The following is an 18,241-nucleotide window of genomic DNA, read 5'->3' on the forward strand; positions in this document are numbered from 1 at the left end:
GACTTTTGTAAATCGGCCAAACGGGTTATCATAGACCTAAAAGGGTGGTGTTTCACGTGGAACAAGAGTCGTTGTTTGCCAGCCAACAGAAGTCGCCGTTGGCCAGTCGGGTACGGCCGCGGACGTTGGACCAGTTTGTGGGTCAGACGCATCTGCTAGGCACCGGGAAGATTCTGCGGGAACTGATTGAAAATGACCAGGTCTCGTCGATGATTTTCTGGGGGCCGCCGGGTGTGGGCAAGACCACGCTGGCCGAGATTATTGCCCGCCAGACCAAGGCCAAGTTTCTGAGCTTTAGTGCCGTCGACAGTAGCATCAGCAAGATTAAAAAAATCATGCACCAGGCTGAAAGCGACCGTGAAATTGGTGAGGAGACCATCGTCTTCGTTGATGAAATCCACCGGTTTAACAAGGCCCAACAGGATGCGTTTCTGCCTTACGTGGAACGGGGAAGCATCATCCTGATTGGGGCCACGACCGAAAACCCTTCATTTGAAGTGAACTCGGCCCTGTTGTCGCGGTGTAAGGTCTTCGTGCTCAAGGCACTGGAGACCAGTGACATCACGCAACTGTTGACTAATGCCTTGCAGAACCCCGATGGTTTCAAGGCAGACGTCAAGATTGGGTCGGATGAGCTGCGGGCCATCGCGGAGTTTGCCAACGGGGATGCGCGGAATGCCCTGAACACACTAGAGATGGCGGTGTTGAATGGTGACAAACAGGGTGACCAGATCACCGTGACCATGGACGACCTGAAACAGCTGATCAGCCAGAAGTTTGTGCTCTACGATAAGAGCGGTGAGGAACACTACAATATTATTTCCGCGCTGCACAAGTCGATGCGTAACTCCGACGTGGACGCGGCCATCTATTGGTTGTCACGGATGCTAGAGGGTGGTGAAGACCCCCTGTACATTGCTCGTCGGCTGGTACGCTTTGCCAGTGAAGACATTGGTTTGGCCGATACCAACGCGCTCAACGTGACCATCAACGTTTTTCAAGCCTGCCAGTTTCTAGGGATGCCGGAGTGTGACGTTCACCTGACCGAGGCCGTGACCTACCTGTCGCTGGCGCCCAAGTCCAACGCCATTTATAAGGCCCGGCAAGCCGCGAAGAAGGATGTCAAAGAAACGCGCGACGAGCCAGTGCCGCTCCAGATTCGTAACGCGCCGACCAAGTTAATGAAGGATTTGGATTACGGTAAGGATTATCAGTACGCCCACGATACCGAAGCTAAGCTGACTAACATGCAGACGATGCCGGACGACCTGCAGGGTCACGTGTATTACGAGCCCACTGAGCAAGGACGTGAGGGGCGCTTTAAACAGCGGCTGGCCTACATTAAGCAGTGGCATCAGGAGCATCAATAGGAGATTTTAGGACCGACCGGCATGTGCCAGGGTTGGTCTTTTTTTGGTGGCATAAGTAGCGGTATGCCAGGATTTAATGCGCGTATTGCTGGATAGAAAATTAATGGTCGTAAACCACCGATCTTTCGATTATACTGGAGAAAATAACGCGCCAAGGAGGGTTCACCATGTCCCAACAACTCTATTTTCTCTGTACCGGAAACAGCTGCCGGAGCCAAATGGCGGAAGGCTTTGCCCAAGCGTTAGCACCCGCTGATTGGACGATTGCCAGTGCCGGTGTCGAAACGCACGGGCTCAATCCCTTAGCCGTGAAGGCCATGGCTGAAATCGGCATCGACATTTCGCAGCACACATCGAAGCTGATCGATACGGACTATCTGAACAGCAGTGACGTGGTGGTCACGCTGTGTGGGGATGCTCGTGACAAATGCCCAATGACCCCGCCGACCGTGGAACGTCGCCACTGGCCGTTGCGTGATCCCGCGCAAGCAACCGGGGATGAAGCCGCGCAATTGGTCGTCTTCCGCCAGGTTCGTGATGAGATCAAGGAGCGCGTGTCCGCATTGATTCAAGAACTGTCTTAATTTAATAAGTTGACTGAAGCCGCCGACAGCCTGCTGTTGGCGGCTTCTTTTGGCCAGTTAACAAAGAAACCGGTGAATTGCTCGTGGGTAGACAGAAAATTTTGAAAAATGGTTGAATTTTGACGATGAGTAGGTGATACTGAAGTTAGTTGGTTCACTAAACCATGATAGCGTGATTGTTACCGCTTGCAAAACCAGTTAATTCAGGATTTGCGATGAACACGGTTAGTTGGTTTTCTCAATGGTCCAACGTAATGATATTTACTGACCCAAGAGGAGGGGACGAAATGGTGCAACGAAGCATGAATCGGAATCAACTGCACGACCAAAATTTAAGTTTTGTCCTGCAGCAAATTTTTAATAACCATCCCACCTCGCGGATCGAGATTTCTCACCAGTTAAGCCTAAACAAGTCCACGATTTCATCACTGTACAACACCCTGATGGCCGCCGGTTACTTGAGAGAGCTGGGCCTGGGTGAGGCCTCGACCGCGGGCGGCCGCAAGCCGACATTGGTGGAAATCAACCGGGATTACGGATACACGGTCACGTTTGACTTGGGATACCGCCACTTGCACGCGCTGGTCACGTTCTTGGACGGCCACGTCTGGAAGTACGACCGGATTGAAACGCAGGGCCAGTCCATCCACGAAATGCTGGACCAAATCAAGCAGTACCTGGACGACCGGGACCAAGAAAGCACCACGAGCCACGGATTACTGGGCATCTGCTTCTCCATTCACGGTATCGTGATGGACAACCAAGTCCAGACCTCGCCGTTTATTGAGATGGCAGACGTTGATTTGGAACAGGTCTTCACGACCGCCTACCAGGTGCCCGTCGTCTTGGAAAACGAAGCCAATCTGGCTGCCGTTTACGAACGCGACTTCAACGGTGCCCGGGACCTCAACAGTACCGTCACCGTCAGCATTCACCGCGGAATTGGGGCCGGCATTATTTTAAAACGCGACCTCTTCCGGGGCGAACACGGCGATGCCGGTGAAATTGGCCAAACCGTGGTCAGCATTGCCCAGGATGGCGCGGGTAATCCGCATCCTGTTCACGCCGAAGATATCAGTTCCGAAGACGCCATTATCCAGGAAATTGAGGATAAAAAGGGCTTGGCTAGTTTAGACCGAGCCGGGGTCGTCGCGTTGTACGAAAAGCACGACATGGATACGATTGCGGTGTTGACGCAGTTTACCACGGCGATTGGCGGGTTGATTTACAACTTGATGCGGTCGCTCGATCCCGATGCGTTCTTCCTGAACTCACCTTTAGTGGAAGAAATTCCTGATTTGTTGACGCAGATTCGGGGCGTTTACCAACGCTTGGCACAAAATGATGTGCCGATTAACCTGACGCAAAATGCCCGTCTGGCCACGGTTTTGGGCGGTTGTTCCTTGATTACGCACCGTGTCTTAGGTTTGGATCACTATGAATTAAACTTTGAACGGCCGAGTGCCGATGAAACAGCGTAAATAAAAAACTTGTCCCCAGTTAGTGTGTGGACAAGTTTTTTTGTGGTTGCGCTTAAGGTTGTTTGCGTTTTAAGCCAAATCCCAGAAACGTTCCCAGTAGAAGGGCAATGCCCAGCAGTGGAGTGACGCGGTGTTCGCTGGTCTGAGGAAGTGTCGTTTTGCTAGCTGAGTTTGTGGCGACTGACTTAACCGGAGTTGCCGGATTCTGGTTAGTTAAAGTTGTTGCTGGAACCCGAACGGCTGCGCCACCTTTTTGATTAGTGCTTCCGGGATGGTGAATGGTTGCGGCCTGGTCGCCGGTTGTTGGTTCTTGCTTAGCTGGCTGAGCGGGGTCGACGGGGTCAATGTTGACTTCAACGCCGTTTCCGGAAGTGTGGTCGGTGTAGACGTAGGTCACGGACGTATCGGTGTCGCCAAACGTGCCGCTGGCATTTTCAGGTGTCGTCGTGGGGTCGTAACCTGGAATCGTAAAGGCCGTCGTGCTGTAGCTGTCACCAGCGTGGCCGGTCAGGACCTGGTCGGCGTGAATGGTCTTGCCATTTTGGTCAACGTAGTGAGCGGTCACGGTCGTCTGCGTGGTTGGCGTGACGACTGGCGGGGTGACGGGCGTGACGGGTTTCGTCGGATCCTTGGTGAAGTACAAGGTTACTGTCAATGGTTTGGCGGTAAAATTACCGGTTAGCTTACCATCCGCGTGGTCGAAGGTGTAGCCTTTAACGCTGGTTTGTTCGGCAGTCAGGTCATAAGTGTCGCTGATGAATTTGCCTGTCATGATTTTGTCGGTTTGAATGGATTTGCCAGTCTTATCGACGTAGTGGACGGTGAGGTATTTAGGATTTGTATAGGGAATGAAGACGGTGAAGTGGACATTCTTTTTACTAGTACTTCCAGTTGGGGTGTAGGAAACTTGAAGATTGGCCCGTAAATAATACTGGTAAGGGTGCTGAATGGGGGTGACATCTGGATATTCAAAAATGTCAGTCCAATCACTGTAATTGATGATATAACCGTCATTTTGCGGGAAAATATTGGTGAATTGGACGGTGCCAGTATCGTCAAGTACTTTGTAATCAGTAAGCACTGTTCCAGAGTGGTAGAAGAGCATATTACCAGTTAAGGTATTTGCGGAGGTAGCAGTTTCTGACTCTAATCGTGTGTATCGGGCATATCTAGCATCCTGATCGAAAGGTTGTTTATATTGGCCATTAAAGTTTTGAGGTAGCTTCATCAATTGTGATAGTGTGAGGGTTGGATTTTGGGGATCAATAAAATGAACAGTATCCGGAGTGACGAGCTGATTATCAATGGACAAATTAGTAAATTGAGAGGCATCTAGCATAGAAAAGTCTGAAATTTGATTATCCGATAAATCTAGGACTTTCAGATTCTTAAGGTTCCCAAGAGGTGAAATATCTGTGATTCGATTGTGGGCAAGAATCAGCGTTTGCAGATTGGTTAAACCAGCAAGCTTCTCGAGAGAAGTGACGTCACCCCAATATGAACGGGTACCGCTTTGGAGACTAAGAAAGTCAACGCTTGGGTCAAATGAGAGGTCCAAGTAGGTTAAATTGGTTGCCAGTTCTAATCCTGTAAGGTTGAAAGAATCGGTAGCATTAACAAAAACGTTTGGGCTATATTGTTTATGCGTGGCGGCTAAGGTGGTGAGGCTGGCCATGTCATCTTTAGTTAAACTATCAACAGATTTATGCAGTTGGTTGGCAACTAAGGCCTGTAAAGTCTTATTCGGCATCCAAACATCAATCGACTCATCGTCTTCAGCAATGGGCGCAGTTACGGCAACCGGAGCCGCTGCTGGAGCGGGAGTTGGCGCGCCTGGTGCCATAGCTAATCGTGGTTGTGGTCGTTTCGGAGCGGTTTGCTTAATCGACGAAACATCTGAATCTCCTGGCGTTTTATTAAGTGAATCAGTGGTGACGCCGGAAGTGCTGTAGTTGTTCTTATGTAAGTTTGAAGGATTCGCTTCTTCATTATCTTGTGGGGTAATGTTTTTATCAGGCTCATCACTAGGTGCAGGGTCGTTATCTGATTGACTGTCCTTAGGCTCAGTCGGATTGTTGTCTTCAGGAGATTGAACTGGGGCTGGACCAGAATCAGATTTAGACAGAGTAGTAGGGTCATTTTGACTTGATGGTTGCGCGACTGACTTCTCCGGACTCACTTGTTCCGCCTGTGGTGCGGCAGAATCTGCGGGTGTATCGGCGAAGGCCGTTTCACCACCGAAGCCTAATAACAAACCAGCTGAAATGAGGCCAGCGAAGACCCATGATTTGCCACTTTTGTACATCTTGTAGTGGATTGAATGATTATCGGTACCTAACATGACAGTTCCTCCTTTAATGACTGTGTAATCGTTGTGATAATCAATGGTGACGGGGAATGATTGCCCACGTTTATCGGTTGCTAAGCTATACCATTTGTCACTAGTATAGCGGGTAGTTGAAATAAAATCTACCGTATACTAATAAAAGTTAAACATAGTTATTATATGAAAATACCCTCAACGTCTTTAGTGGCCATAAGCTGTCATAGTAGTATTTATCACCCGTACAAGGACATGCCCTTATACGGCTTTGTGACGCTAATTTAGCTAAATTAACTAATTGCACGATCGGTGGCGTGTGGCTAAACAAATAGAAGAAAAACGATCAGCCTGCGGGTGTCAGTCAGATTCGCCGGTTTGCCAATCAGCTTTCGAAAGCTAGTCCACGAATCACCCAAATACGCCTACCAAAAAGTTTTTCAACTTTCTTCAAGAAAACGCTTGCAATAACGAAAAAAGATTGTATACTAGGATTTGTAAGTTGGTTGTCGCAACGAACTAACTAGGAGGGTATTATAAAATTATGACTGAAGAATACTGGAAAGGCGTCGACAAGATTCAATACGTCGGCCATCAAGATAAAAAATCAGGTTTAGGTTTCCAATACTACAATCCAGAAGAAGTTATTGCTGGTAAAAAGATGAAAGACTGGTTACGGTTTGCCGTAGCTTACTGGCACACCTTTGATCAACGCTTAGTCGACCCATTCGGTGACGGGACTGCACAACGTCCTTACGACAAGTACACCGACCCAATGGACTTAGCTTTGGCTAAAGTTGACGCTGCATTTGAATTCTACAACAAATTAGGCGTTGACTACCTTTGCTTCCATGACCGGGACTTAGCTCCTGAAGGCGATACGTTACGTCAAACTAACGCTAACCTGGACAAGGTTGTTGACAAGATCGTTGAATACCAAAAGACTTCTGGCATGAAGGTTCTCTGGAACACCTCAAACATGTTCACCAACCCTCGTTTCGTCGAAGGTGCCGGGACTTCTCCATACGCTGATATCTTTGCTTACAGTGCTGCCCAATTGAAGCACAGTTTGGAAATTGGTAAGCGTGTCGGTTCCGAAAACTATGTCTTCTGGGGCGGCCGTGAAGGTTACGAATCACTCTGGAACACCAACATGAAGCAAGAACAAGAACATGCTGCTAAGTTGTTCCACATGGCTAAGGACTACGCTAATGAAATTGGCTTCGACGCTCAAATGCTGCTCGAACCAAAGCCTAAGGAACCAACGACGCACCAATACGACTTTGATGCCGCTACCACGATTGCCTTCATGAAGGAATACGACTTGGAGAAAGACTTCAAGTTGAACCTTGAAGGGAACCATGCCAACTTGGCTGGTCACACTTACCAACACGAAATTCGCGTTGCTCGTGAAGCCGGCATGCTCGGTTCATTGGATGCCAACCAAGGTGACAAGCTGATCGGCTGGGATATCGATGAATACCCATCTAACTTGTACGAAACCACTGCCGCAATGTACGAAGTTGTTGAAAACGGCAGCATCGGACCTCGTGGTGGGTTGAACTTCGATGCTAAGCCTCGTCGTTCATCATTTGCCCCAGAAGACCTCTTCTTAGGCCACATCGTTGGGATGGACAGTTTCGCTGCCGGCCTGCGTGTTGCTGCTGCTATGAAGGAAGACGGCTTCTTGGACAACTTGAAGGCTGACCGTTACAGTTCATACGAATCTGGTGTCGGTGCTGACATCGAAAGCGGCAAGGCTGACTTCAAGTCCCTTGAAAAGTACGCTATCGACAAGCCACAATCAGAATTGATTGCTGCTACGCACTCAGATCACCTTGAAGAAGTTAAGGACACGATCAACCATTACATCGTTGAAACCCTTAGCAAGTAATCTTCAGTTGAATACGAAATAACTGACATTAAATTGGCGGACGAACGGTGTGTTCGTCCGCCAATTTTCGTGACTGGATTGTGCGTGGGCAAGTGTCATTAAAAAACACAATTCGGTAAAATAGGGCTAGCTGATTGGCTAGTTTAAACCAATCTAACAACCAGTTAGTCGATAAATAAGTGAAATGCGATGAGTTTTGTTGGGTTAAACACCCGTTAGCCGCAGGGGTGGTGAAAATGAGCCTAGCCGTGGGAATTCTCTTAGCAGCGGTCCTTGCTGGTTAGAGAATTGATAGTTTTGAGACTCGTTTTTGGAGGCTCAAAATAAGTCTGGAGACCGCTCTATGGCTCCAGACGTTCGCCCACAGCGTCCCGGTCTCATTTTCACTACCCCGGAGGCGCTGCCAACGAGGTGTTTGACACAATTCAAGAACTAAACCAAATGAAAAAGCCATCTAGGAGGTATAACCCATGGGGAAGTACGTACTCGGCGTGGACCTCGGCACCAGTGCCGTCAAGGTTTCCGCCCTCGACCATAGCGGGCAAATTGTTGCCCAAGAAAGTTTTGATTACGATTTGATCCAGAAGCAACCCGGCTACAACGAACAGAATCCAGAGGACTGGGTTTCTGGAACGACCGTGGCCATCGTGCGCTTGATTTTAAACGATCACCTGGCCGCCGAAGACATCGAAGGGCTGAGCTACTCTGGTCAAATGCACGGGCTAGTTTTGTTGGACGAAAACAAAAAGGTCCTGCGCCCGGCCATTCTCTGGAACGATACCCGGAGCACGCCACAACGCGAAGAAATTGAAGCCAAATTGGGCGACGAGTTTGTGGACATCACCCGGAATCAACCGCTGGAAGGCTTTACGCTGACCAAGTTGTTGTGGGTCAAGGAAAATGAACCTGACATCTGGGCTAAGGCCAAGTACTTTGTGCTGCCAAAAGACTACGTGCGTTACCGGATGACCGGCAACCTCGCCATGGATTACTCCGATGCCACCGGGACCGTCTTACTCGACGTTGCCAAGGGCGAATGGAGCAAAAAAATCTGTGACACCTTCGACATTCCGATGAGCATGTGCCCACCATTGATTAAGTCGGTGGACTTTGCGGGAACGGTCACGGCCGCTTACGCTGAATTCTCTGGATTGACGACCGCTACCAAGGTCTTTGGTGGGGCCGCCGACAACGCTGCCGGGGCCGTGGGTGCGGGAATTTTACACCCGAACATGGTGCTCTCCAGTATCGGGACCTCCGGCGTTGTGCTGAAATACGAAGACAATGCCGACGTGAACTATCATGGCGTCCTGCAGTTTGAGGACCACGCCATTCCTGACAAGTACTATTCCATGGGTGTGACCTTGGCCGCTGGTTACTCGCTGAGCTGGTTTAAGAAGACCTTTGCGCCGGCCGAAGACTTTACAGAATTCGTGTCGAGTGCTGCCAAGTCTACGGTTGGAGCCAATGGCCTGCTGTACACGCCGTACATCGTGGGTGAACGGGCGCCGTACGCGGACGCTGATATCCGGGGGAGTTTCACCGGTGTCGATGGGACGCATCAACGCTACGACTTTGTCCGCGCCGTGCTGGAAGGTATCAGCTACTCCTTTAGAGATCTCTTTGATATCTACGAGGAAAATGGCGGTGACTTCGATACGGTCGTGTCCATTGGTGGTGGGGCCAAGAGCCCACTTTGGCTGCAGATTCAGGCCGACATCTTTAACCGTAAAGTGGTCAGCCTGACCAATGAACAGGGGCCAGGGATGGGGGCTGCGATGATTGCGGCCACCGGTCTGGGCTGGTTTGACTCGCTTCAAGACTGTGCCGAAACCTTCGTGCACTTCGGCAAGGCCTACGAACCAAACCCTGAGAACGTCAAGAAGTATGCCAAAATGCATGCGATTTACAAGCAAGTTTATCAACAAACCAAGAGCATCAGTGCGCAGTTACTCGCGTACCGGAAGGCCGAACTGTAGCCTGCTGGTCAGTGGCGACTGGCAACATGCTGTTGAATAGAGACGATACCCGAACTGACAATGACGTCGGTTCGGGTATTTGTCGTGCGATGAAAAAGGACCCGGAATAAGATCCCGAGCCCTCTGTGTCAATTAAATTAAGTGCAGCGACTGGCTAACGATAGTAGCGGCGAGGGCAATCAAAGTTAAGCCCAGTGCGAGCCAACGTAACGCCCAAGCCACGGTATGCATGCGATTCACGCCCCGGTTGTCAGCGATAAAGCCGTGAAAGGCAAAGTAGGTGATTGCTAGAATGATTAAGTAGTTGATGAGTGGCTTGTAAAAATCGTCCATGTTATAGATGAGTGGCAATTGCGCAATGGCTAAAAGACACCATAGATCGAAAAGGACCAGTAAAGGTGTTGTGGTTTTCATGTGAGTCTCCTCCTAAAATTTCCCCCATACCTCTAGTGTAGCAGAACGCTCTCAGAAGGTGAAGGCAGCTAGTGGGAAGCAGGCAGACTGACTGAGCCTGGTTAGACCAATTTCATGGAAAATTTTTGACTGAGATTTTGGGAAAATTCGTAAACCGCTAAAGCAGGGGTTAAGCCTGACGTTAGCGAGTGGTCGATGGCTTTCAGAAACTCGGCAAATAAGGTGAAATTCATATTTTTAAAAGAAAACGCTTTCAAAATAAACCGAAAGATGGTATTCTACTTTCTGAGGTTGGTTTATCCGACCAACCAACAGCAAAACCAACTTACATGTTCAGCTATACTTCCACATACGTTGTCACGACTTAAGAATTTATGGCGCAAAGCCACATAAGGAGCGAAATCTATGCGAAAAGTTTCGACCGGATTTGTTTATTTTTTTGGCGCGTTGGGCGGCTTACTCTTTGGGTACGATACCGGGGTAATCTCTGGCGCAATTCTATTCATTCAAAAGCAGATGCACCTGGGTTCCTGGCAACAGGGCTGGGTCGTAAGTGCCGTGCTCTTGGGCGCAATCCTGGGGGCCGCCATCATTGGGCCATCCTCTGACCGCTATGGACGGCGCAAACTGTTATTGTTATCAGCTATTATCTTCTTCATCGGGGCCATTGGCTCCGGGTTGGCGCCAGAATTCTGGACGCTAATCATCTCCCGAGTCATTCTCGGGATGGCCGTGGGGGCCGCTTCGGCGCTGATTCCCACGTATTTGGCCGAATTATCTCCCGCTGACAAACGGGGGACGGTCTCCAGTCTGTTCCAACTGATGGTGATGACCGGGATCCTGCTGGCCTACATCACCAATTACGCCTGGGCGGGCATTCCAACCGGCTGGCGGTGGATGTTGGGCTTCGCAGCGATTCCCGCGGCCTTGCTGTTCTTGGGCGGGTTGATTCTGCCTGAGAGTCCTCGGTTCCTGGTGAAGACTGGCCACACGGATCAAGCGCGGGCCGTCTTGGATACCATGAACAAACACGATACGGCCGCAGTTGACGCGGAACTGAATCAGATTCAAGAACAAGCTCAGATGAAAAATGGTGGCTGGTCCGAACTGTTTGGCAAGATGGTCCGGCCATCACTGATCATTGGGTTGGGCCTGGCGATTTTCCAACAGGTCATGGGGTGTAACACGGTGTTGTACTACGCACCAACCATTTTTACCGATGTTGGTTTCGGGGTGAACGCGGCCTTGCTCGCCCACATCGGGATTGGGGCCTTCAACGTGATTGTCACAGCGATTGCGGTGGCTATCATGGATAAGATCGACCGGAAAAAGATGTTAAACATCGGGGCCGTTGGGATGGGGATTTCCCTGTTCGTCATGAGTATCGGGATGAAATTCTCCGGTGGCTCACAAGCCGCAGCCATTATTTCTGTGATTGCGCTGACCATCTACATTGCCTTCTTCTCCGCAACCTGGGGTCCCGTGATGTGGGTCATGATTGGGGAAGTCTTCCCACTCAACATCCGGGGACTCGGCAACTCCTTTGCCAGTGTGATCAATTGGTCCGCGAACATGGTCGTTTCCCTGACGTTCCCAGCCCTCCTGAACTTCTTCGGGACGGGAAGTCTGTTCATCGGTTACGGCGTATTGTGCTTCGCTTCCATCTGGTTCGTCCAGAAGAAAGTCTTTGAAACGCGGAACCGTTCGCTGGAAGACATTGAAGCGACACTGCGGGCAAAGGCTGGCGAGACGGCTAGTGACCTGAGTACAGTTAAATAATCTAAACACCCACGTGACTGTAGGCGTTTGAAATCTAGGGATGGCTGTTCGCAATTTTCGGGCAGCCATTTTGAATTATTACAAAATAAACCGTTAAACAGAAAACGCTTTCAAAAATCAACAAAATGTGATAACATAATTGTCATGGTTGGTTGCGACAATCAACCAACTGGAATGTCAACTTACACTTATTCACATAGATAGGCGTTTGCCACGCTACCAATCCAGAAACCAGACTGCGAGACAGCTGGTTGCCCGATTCCTAACTGACAGAACACCACAAGATTCTCGAAATTATTACGTCAACGGCTAAGGGCCGCATAAGGAGCGAGATTATGCGAAAAGTTTCAACCGGATTTGTCTATTTCTTCGGTGCGCTCGGTGGATTACTCTTTGGGTACGATACCGGTGTCATCTCCGGAGCCATCTTATTTATTCAAAAACAAATGCATTTAGGTTCCTGGCAACAGGGCTGGGTCGTGAGTGCCGTCCTGTTAGGGGCCATCTTAGGGGCCGCCATCATCGGGCCATCGTCTGACCGTTACGGCCGACGGAAATTATTACTGTTATCTGCTATTATCTTCTTCATCGGGGCGTTAGGCTCTGCCTTCTCACCCGAATTCTGGACGCTGATTGTGTCACGGATTATCTTAGGGATGGCCGTCGGGGCTGCCTCAGCCTTGATTCCCACGTACCTGGCCGAACTCTCACCCGCTGACAAACGGGGGACCGTTTCCAGTCTGTTCCAACTGATGGTCATGAGCGGGATTCTCTTGGCCTACATCACCAACTACAGCTTTTCTGGCATGTACAGCGGCTGGCGTTGGATGCTCGGTTTCGCTGCGATTCCAGCGGCCTTGCTCTTCTTGGGTGGGTTGATCTTACCCGAAAGTCCCCGTTTCTTGGTCAAATCAGGCCATATGGATCAAGCACGTGAAGTCCTTGAAACCATGAATAAGCATGACGAAGTTGCCGTTAAAAAGGAAGTTGATGCCATTGAGGCCTCAGCTAAAATTGTGAGCGGTGGCTGGTCCGAATTGTTTGGGAAGATGGTTCGTCCTTCACTGATTATCGGGTTGGGCTTGGCTATTTTCCAACAGGTCATGGGCTGTAACACGGTGCTCTACTACGCGCCAACTATCTTTACTGACGTTGGTTTCGGTGTGGACGCCGCCTTGCTGGCCCACATTGGGATTGGGGTCTTCAACGTGATTGTGACCGCGATTGCTGTGACCATCATGGATAAGATTGACCGGAAAAAGATGTTGAACATCGGTGCCGTTGGGATGGGGATTTCCCTGTTCGTCATGAGCTTTGGGATGAAGTTCTCTGGCGGTTCGCAAACGGCGGCCATCATTTCCGTGATTGCCTTGACCATCTACATTGCCTTCTTCTCCGCTACTTGGGGTCCTGTCATGTGGGTCATGATTGGGGAAGTCTTCCCATTGAATATTCGGGGCTTAGGGAACTCCTTTGCGTCCGTTATCAACTGGACGGCGAACATGATCGTTTCCTTAACCTTCCCATCTTTGTTGGACTTCTTTGGGACTGGGAGCCTGTTCATCGGTTACGGTGTGCTGTGCTTCGTCTCCATCTGGTTCGTCCAAAAGAAGGTCTTCGAAACCCGGAACCGTTCTTTGGAAGATATCGAAGCTACGTTGCGGGAAAAGGCTGGCGAAGAAACCACGACCTTGAGTGCAACGAAGTAAGTTAAATAGGTAACTAACTGAGGGCCTGACACTGTTGTCGGGCTCTTTTTGATGAATCGGTTTCTTTACGTAGGGGGTTCAACCAGAAAATTCTAGGTGAAGTCTTTCAGAAAGCTATCGGCGCAGAGACGGCCTTTTTAAGTGAGCAAACTATGAATTTAACAAACTATTTAACACCGCATATAGCGATGGGACCGGATTTGAGCCGGATTAACTGACCGACCATGTGATAAATGAACATTTTTTCACAAAATATGGTGCAATCGCTTTCCTTTTCATAATTTTTCCGTTATGATAAGAACGTACCTGGAAATTTACTTATTCTGAAGGAGTGAATGGCACATGGCATCAAATGGAAAAGTAGCAATGGTTACTGGCGGCGGACAAGGAATTGGTGAAGCTATTTCTAAGCGCTTAGCTAGCGACGGTTTCGCAGTTGCAATTGCTGATTTGAACTTAGATAATGCCAACAAGGTTGCTTCTGCTATCGAAGCTGATGGTGGAAAAGCCGTTGCAGTCAAGACGGATGTCTCCGACCGCGACAGTGTCTTTGCGGCAGTTAAGGAAGCCTCAGAAAAGCTTGGCGGCTTTGACGTTATCGTCAACAACGCCGGCCTTGGCCCAACTACCCCAATCGACACGATCACCCAAGAACAATTCGACACAGTTTACCACGTTAACGTTGGTGGTGTTCTGTGGGGGATTCAAGCTGCTCACGCTAAATTTAAGGAACTCGGCCATGGTGGGAAGATTATCTCAGCTACTTCTCAAGCCGGTGTTGTCGGGAACCCTAACTTGGCCCTCTACAGTGGGACTAAGTTTGCCATCCGGGGGGTTACGCAAGTTGCTGCCCGTGACTTAGCTGCCGAAGGAATTACGGTTAACGCATACGCACCTGGGATCGTTAAGACGCCAATGATGTTTGACATTGCCCACAAGGTTGGTCAAAACGCTGGTAAAGACGACGAATGGGGTATGCAAACCTTTGCTAAGGACATTACCTTAGGCCGTCTGTCAGAACCAGAAGACGTTGCTAATGGTGTTGCCTTCTTAGCAGGTCCAGATTCAAATTACATCACCGGTCAAACTCTCGAAGTTGACGGCGGGATGCAATTCCACTAAACATTTAATGATTCACAAAGATTGATTGGTAAGGTCACCACGCAGAGATGTGTGGTGATTTTTTTGTATAAGAGTGCGGAACGAGCCGTTTAGGTCCTGAGCATTAACGTCGGCTAAGTGATGACCCCGGGCTTGGGTCATTGCTTAGCCGGGGTTAAGCACAGGGACCTGGCTCGTGGAGCACGTTTCGGAAGCTGCCAGGATCTGGATATAACGGCGAGAGAAAAACCAGCGATTTAATCGGATGGCAGTTAAACAAAATTGTCAGCAGCACACCCTAACAGCAAGAAGAACAGTATCCCGAATAATATGTAAGGTTAGATAAATTGCCCCAACACCTATTGTCCCCCAAAACCAGTCCCCATAAACCGCAAACAAAAACATCTAGCAACGGAGGGTAAGGACGTTGCCAGGTGTTTTTGGCACTACTTTGATTGGAGTTCTTGGACGGCGGCAGTTAGACTGGGACTGCCGCCGTCCAGGAGAAGGGACAGCAAAACTAATTCGATGAGATTGGGTGTGTTGGTTTGAGACATTGATGAGGCCTCCTTAGGTATCATCGAGGTTCATTGTAGCAAGCTTATATAATGATTGCGTGTGGTTTATGTATTGAAGATGTAAAGGCCCAAATTGACGATTAATGCGGCAATATTCCCCCGGAAAACCATGGTACAATAGGGACGATTGATTAACCGTTTAGGGGTGAAAGCATGATTGCAGAATTTGAAGAATATATCGCCAAGATTGATGATCCAGCGCACCAAGACCGTTTACGGACCGTGTTGAATTGGGTCCAGGACACCTTCCCACAACTAGAGCAGCGGTTTGCCTGGAACCAGCCGATGTTCACCGACCATGGGACCTTCATTATTGGTTTCAGCGTGGCCAAGGCGCACATGGCTTTCGCTCCGGAAGGCCCCGTGATGGCCCAATTTGCCGACCAGATTGCCGCCGCAAACTATAATCCGGGCAAGAAGTTCGGGCGCATCAAATGGACGCAGGACGTGGATTACGACCTGCTGAAACAAATTATTGCTTTTAACATTGCCGATAAGGCCGACGTTACAACATTTTGGCGTAAATAAAAAATTCCTCGCTAGCCCAATTTACAGCTAGCGGGGAATTTTAACGTTTTTAAGAGAACTTGGGTTGGTTCTTGTTCTTTGTCGCAACCGTCGAGGCATCAATGGCCAAACCATTTTCATCGGTCCGGACCACGAAGACGTCGACCGCCGTCATTCGGCTAACGTAAGCCGTGACGGAGCCTTCAACCATCCGGGCAACGGCGCTCATCCCGGTGGCCCCAATGACAATCAAATCGTTCTTATGGTCGGTGACGAACTCGTGAGAAATAACCGTCTTGGGATTGCCGAAACGCACGTGAATGGCCATATCTTTGAAGCCAGTGGCCGCGCGGGTCGTTTGGACCAGGGAATCCAAATAGGACGTCGCATCCGCGACCAAATCGTGAATGACACCACCGGGCATGGAACCACTTGCATAGAAGCCGTAATGGTTGATGCGTAAGACATTCAAGAGGTCAATGTGAGCATTGTCTTGTTGGGCAACGATGACCGCCTTCTTTAAGGCCAGTTCCGCTTGGACTGAACCGTCTACGGGAACCAGGATGTTGGTATAGTGCTGTTCCATAATTAGCCTTCTTTTTAAGTTTAAACTCGTCCGCGTAACGTAATCGTTGCGGTGTCCAGGACGTGGCCGTTGATTTGATGGAGCAGGTCGTTTAACCAGAAGCCTTCGTCCAGGTCTAGCTTGGTGTTCAGGGCGTAGACGGTCAGGCTGTAATCGTGGTCGCCGTTCGGTGGGAAAGGACCCGTATAATTTTGGAAAATAGCTGGGTCCGTGTTATTAATGAGGGAACCGGCATTACTGTTGCGACCGTGAACGTGGGGAATCGCGTTCGTCCGGGACACGTCCGCGGTAATTTCACGCGTGGTGCCAGGGAAGTTCGCGGCCACCCAGTGAATCCACGGAAAGCCACTGACGGGAACGGCATCGAAGTCGATGAGGTTCAGCGCAATGGTCTGTGTTTTCTTGGGAATCTTGGATAGGCTGATAGGGAACGACTTGACGGGCGTCCCATCGTAAACGTCGTCGCCAGTGGCGTGCTTACTGTATTCGTCGGCTAAGAAGCCGTTTTCGGTTGGCACAAAAATTCTCATAAAACCCCTCCTATGATCAATCCTTAACATTATTATACCGCAGGAGGTGGTTGTTCCGCGAATATTCATTAATAATGTATAAAAATGCGTATAAAATGGATATAAGTAATAAAATTACAAAAATTGGTTGATTTTTTGGTTAACGGGCGTATGATGAATAACAATAAGTTTGGTTCCGAGAAAGGATGACGCCCATGACGCCCGCAAAGAAAATTGAAATTTTACAAAAGCTAATTCAAATTAAATCCGTTAACGACCACGAAACCGATGTGGCCGACTACATCGCTAGCCTGTTTGCCTCGTATCCACAGGCCAAGGTCGAGAAGGTGCCGTTCGCAGAAAATCGCGACAACCTGGTCGTGACGATTGGCAATCCGGACGGGCCGATGATTGGGCTGTCTGGGCATATGGACGTGGTGTCCGCGGGGGATGAAGCCGCTTGGCAACACGCGCCGTTTGCCGGGGAAGTTGTGGGCGACCAACTCTTTGGTCGGGGCGCTTCCGATATGAAGAGTGGTCTGGCGGCTATCGTCATTACCATGCTGGAATTTTTGGAAACGGGCACGCCACTAGCCGGAAGTATTCGCTTGCTGGCAACGGTCGGCGAGGAAACCGGTGAATACGGGGCCGCCACCTTGACCGATGCGGGTTATGCAGATAACCTAGCGGGCCTGGTCATCGCAGAGCCCAGTGGCCTCGACAACGTCGTTTACACCGCGCGGGGCGTGATTGATTACAAGGTCGTTTCTACTGGAAAGGGCAGTCATAGCGCGCACCCAGAGAAGGGTATCAACGCCATTGATAATTTGATGAAATTTTATAACGCCGTGGGTCCACTGATGGCACAACACACTAAGACCGATCCCGTCCTGGGCGGTCTGCTACACAACGTCGACCTGATCTCTGGTGGGGAACAGATCAATTCGATTCCCGCGCACGCCGAGTTGATGGCCAATATGCGGACGATTCCGGCCTACCCCAATCAGGTCATTTACGACGAGCTAGAGGCCTTGATCGCCCAACTGAACCAGGAGGATGGCGTGCAGCTTGAACTGAGCTACAGCTACCCTGAAGAGGCAATTCCGGGCGATCCTGAGGCACCACTGGTTCAATTGGCTAAGCAAATCAGTGATACGGTCTGTGACCACGATACCCAGGTTGTCGGGTCAGGCGGCGCCAATGATGGGGCCGAATTTTTGCGGGCCAAGGGCGATTTCACCAGCATTGAAATGGGTCCCGGGAGTAACACGTCACATCAAGTTGACGAGTACGTCTCCGTCACGGAATATCTGCAGGCCATTGAGGTCTACAAGCAGTTAGTGCCGGCCTTTTTTGATCAAGTTGCTGAAAAGGACGCGCACGCAACTGCCAATAACTAACTAAATTGAACCGGGTACGACCAGTTGACT

14 protein-coding genes are annotated in these 18,241 nt (G+C 49.8%); 10 read left to right on the forward strand and 4 right to left on the reverse strand.

Annotated features, from left to right (window positions below; genetic code table 11):
* Nucleotides 1–56 precede the first annotated feature (56 nt).
* From JUF22_RS04710 to JUF22_RS04720, 3 genes are all read left to right on the forward strand, one after another.
* Complete coding sequence (locus JUF22_RS04710; RefSeq protein ID WP_203643958.1) at nt 57–1,370, forward strand: replication-associated recombination protein A; 1,314 nt, start codon at nt 57–59, stop codon at nt 1,368–1,370.
* Nucleotides 1,371–1,537: 167 nt separating this feature from the next.
* On the forward strand, nt 1,538–1,954 hold the full coding sequence (gene arsC / locus JUF22_RS04715; RefSeq protein ID WP_203643960.1) for an arsenate reductase (thioredoxin): 417 nt from the start codon (nt 1,538–1,540) through the stop codon (nt 1,952–1,954).
* Between the two features lie 287 nt (nt 1,955–2,241).
* The gene (locus tag JUF22_RS04720) at nt 2,242–3,435 is read left to right on the forward strand and encodes an ROK family protein (RefSeq protein ID WP_203643962.1); all 1,194 of its coding nucleotides are present in this window, start codon (nt 2,242–2,244) and stop codon (nt 3,433–3,435) included.
* A 52-nt stretch (nt 3,436–3,487) separates the two neighbouring features.
* On the opposite strand, the gene JUF22_RS04725 is transcribed toward JUF22_RS04720, so the two are convergent.
* Complete coding sequence (locus JUF22_RS04725; RefSeq protein ID WP_203643964.1) at nt 3,488–5,776, reverse strand: MucBP domain-containing protein; 2,289 nt, start codon at nt 5,774–5,776, stop codon at nt 3,488–3,490.
* Between the two features lie 523 nt (nt 5,777–6,299).
* Here JUF22_RS04725 and xylA point away from each other — a divergent pair.
* Both xylA and xylB read left to right on the forward strand, forming a co-directional pair.
* Nucleotides 6,300–7,649 (forward strand): xylose isomerase, encoded by a 1,350-nt coding sequence (gene xylA / locus JUF22_RS04730; protein ID WP_203643966.1) that lies wholly within the window; start codon nt 6,300–6,302, stop codon nt 7,647–7,649.
* A 470-nt stretch (nt 7,650–8,119) separates the two neighbouring features.
* Nucleotides 8,120–9,628: a xylulokinase gene (xylB, locus tag JUF22_RS04735; RefSeq protein ID WP_203643968.1), complete on the forward strand. Its 1,509-nt coding sequence runs from the start codon at nt 8,120–8,122 to the stop codon at nt 9,626–9,628.
* A 132-nt stretch (nt 9,629–9,760) separates the two neighbouring features.
* Here the strand turns inward: xylB and JUF22_RS04740 are convergent, their stop codons facing one another.
* Nucleotides 9,761–10,042: a hypothetical protein gene (locus JUF22_RS04740; protein ID WP_203643970.1), complete on the reverse strand. Its 282-nt coding sequence runs from the start codon at nt 10,040–10,042 to the stop codon at nt 9,761–9,763.
* A gap of 405 nt (nt 10,043–10,447) precedes the next feature.
* Here JUF22_RS04740 and JUF22_RS04745 point away from each other — a divergent pair, with 405 nt between their 5' ends.
* From JUF22_RS04745 to JUF22_RS04760, 4 genes are all read left to right on the forward strand, one after another.
* Nucleotides 10,448–11,821, forward strand: a complete 1,374-nt coding sequence (locus tag JUF22_RS04745) for a sugar porter family MFS transporter (protein WP_203643972.1) — start codon at nt 10,448–10,450, stop codon at nt 11,819–11,821.
* Between the two features lie 335 nt (nt 11,822–12,156).
* Entirely contained in the window at nt 12,157–13,530 is a 1,374-nt protein-coding gene (locus tag JUF22_RS04750) for a sugar porter family MFS transporter (protein ID WP_203643974.1), read from the forward strand.
* Nucleotides 13,531–13,872: 342 nt separating this feature from the next.
* Nucleotides 13,873–14,652: a (S)-acetoin forming diacetyl reductase gene (locus tag JUF22_RS04755; RefSeq protein ID WP_125765394.1), complete on the forward strand. Its 780-nt coding sequence runs from the start codon at nt 13,873–13,875 to the stop codon at nt 14,650–14,652.
* Nucleotides 14,653–15,362: 710 nt separating this feature from the next.
* The gene (locus tag JUF22_RS04760) at nt 15,363–15,737 is read left to right on the forward strand and encodes an iron chaperone (protein WP_308439789.1); all 375 of its coding nucleotides are present in this window, start codon (nt 15,363–15,365) and stop codon (nt 15,735–15,737) included.
* 49 nt (nt 15,738–15,786) lie between these two features.
* On the opposite strand, the gene JUF22_RS04765 is transcribed toward JUF22_RS04760, so the two are convergent.
* A complete protein-coding gene (locus JUF22_RS04765) occupies nt 15,787–16,302 on the reverse strand; it encodes a universal stress protein (RefSeq protein WP_164511360.1) in 516 nt (171 codons plus the stop codon).
* A gap of 20 nt (nt 16,303–16,322) precedes the next feature.
* Entirely contained in the window at nt 16,323–16,832 is a 510-nt protein-coding gene (locus JUF22_RS04770; protein WP_125765392.1) for a YbhB/YbcL family Raf kinase inhibitor-like protein, read from the reverse strand.
* 194 nt (nt 16,833–17,026) lie between these two features.
* On the opposite strand from JUF22_RS04770, the gene JUF22_RS04775 reads away from it, so the two are divergent.
* Nucleotides 17,027–18,211 carry an ArgE/DapE family deacylase gene (locus tag JUF22_RS04775; protein WP_203643976.1) on the forward strand — a complete coding sequence of 395 codons (1,185 nt, stop codon included), beginning with the start codon at nt 17,027–17,029 and terminating at the stop codon, nt 18,209–18,211.
* Nucleotides 18,212–18,241: the final 30 nt, after the last annotated feature.

This window comes from Levilactobacillus lanxiensis (genome assembly GCF_016861655.1).
Taxonomy (GTDB): Bacteria; Bacillota; Bacilli; order Lactobacillales; family Lactobacillaceae; genus Levilactobacillus; species Levilactobacillus lanxiensis.

Coding starts and splice junctions, on each gene's coding strand:
- JUF22_RS04775 (WP_203643976.1), top strand. CDS start 17,027: ATGACGCCCGCAAAGAAAATTGAAATTTTACAAAAGCTAATTCAAATT.
- xylB (WP_203643968.1), top strand. CDS start 8,120: ATGGGGAAGTACGTACTCGGCGTGGACCTCGGCACCAGTGCCGTCAAG.
- JUF22_RS04750 (WP_203643974.1), top strand. CDS start 12,157: ATGCGAAAAGTTTCAACCGGATTTGTCTATTTCTTCGGTGCGCTCGGT.
- JUF22_RS04770 (WP_125765392.1), bottom strand. CDS start 16,832: ATGAGAATTTTTGTGCCAACCGAAAACGGCTTCTTAGCCGACGAATAC.
- JUF22_RS04755 (WP_125765394.1), top strand. CDS start 13,873: ATGGCATCAAATGGAAAAGTAGCAATGGTTACTGGCGGCGGACAAGGA.
- JUF22_RS04740 (WP_203643970.1), bottom strand. CDS start 10,042: ATGAAAACCACAACACCTTTACTGGTCCTTTTCGATCTATGGTGTCTT.
- JUF22_RS04765 (WP_164511360.1), bottom strand. CDS start 16,302: ATGGAACAGCACTATACCAACATCCTGGTTCCCGTAGACGGTTCAGTC.
- JUF22_RS04745 (WP_203643972.1), top strand. CDS start 10,448: ATGCGAAAAGTTTCGACCGGATTTGTTTATTTTTTTGGCGCGTTGGGC.
- xylA (WP_203643966.1), top strand. CDS start 6,300: ATGACTGAAGAATACTGGAAAGGCGTCGACAAGATTCAATACGTCGGC.
- JUF22_RS04725 (WP_203643964.1), bottom strand. CDS start 5,776: ATGTTAGGTACCGATAATCATTCAATCCACTACAAGATGTACAAAAGT.
- JUF22_RS04720 (WP_203643962.1), top strand. CDS start 2,242: ATGGTGCAACGAAGCATGAATCGGAATCAACTGCACGACCAAAATTTA.
- arsC (WP_203643960.1), top strand. CDS start 1,538: ATGTCCCAACAACTCTATTTTCTCTGTACCGGAAACAGCTGCCGGAGC.
- JUF22_RS04760 (WP_308439789.1), top strand. CDS start 15,363: ATGATTGCAGAATTTGAAGAATATATCGCCAAGATTGATGATCCAGCG.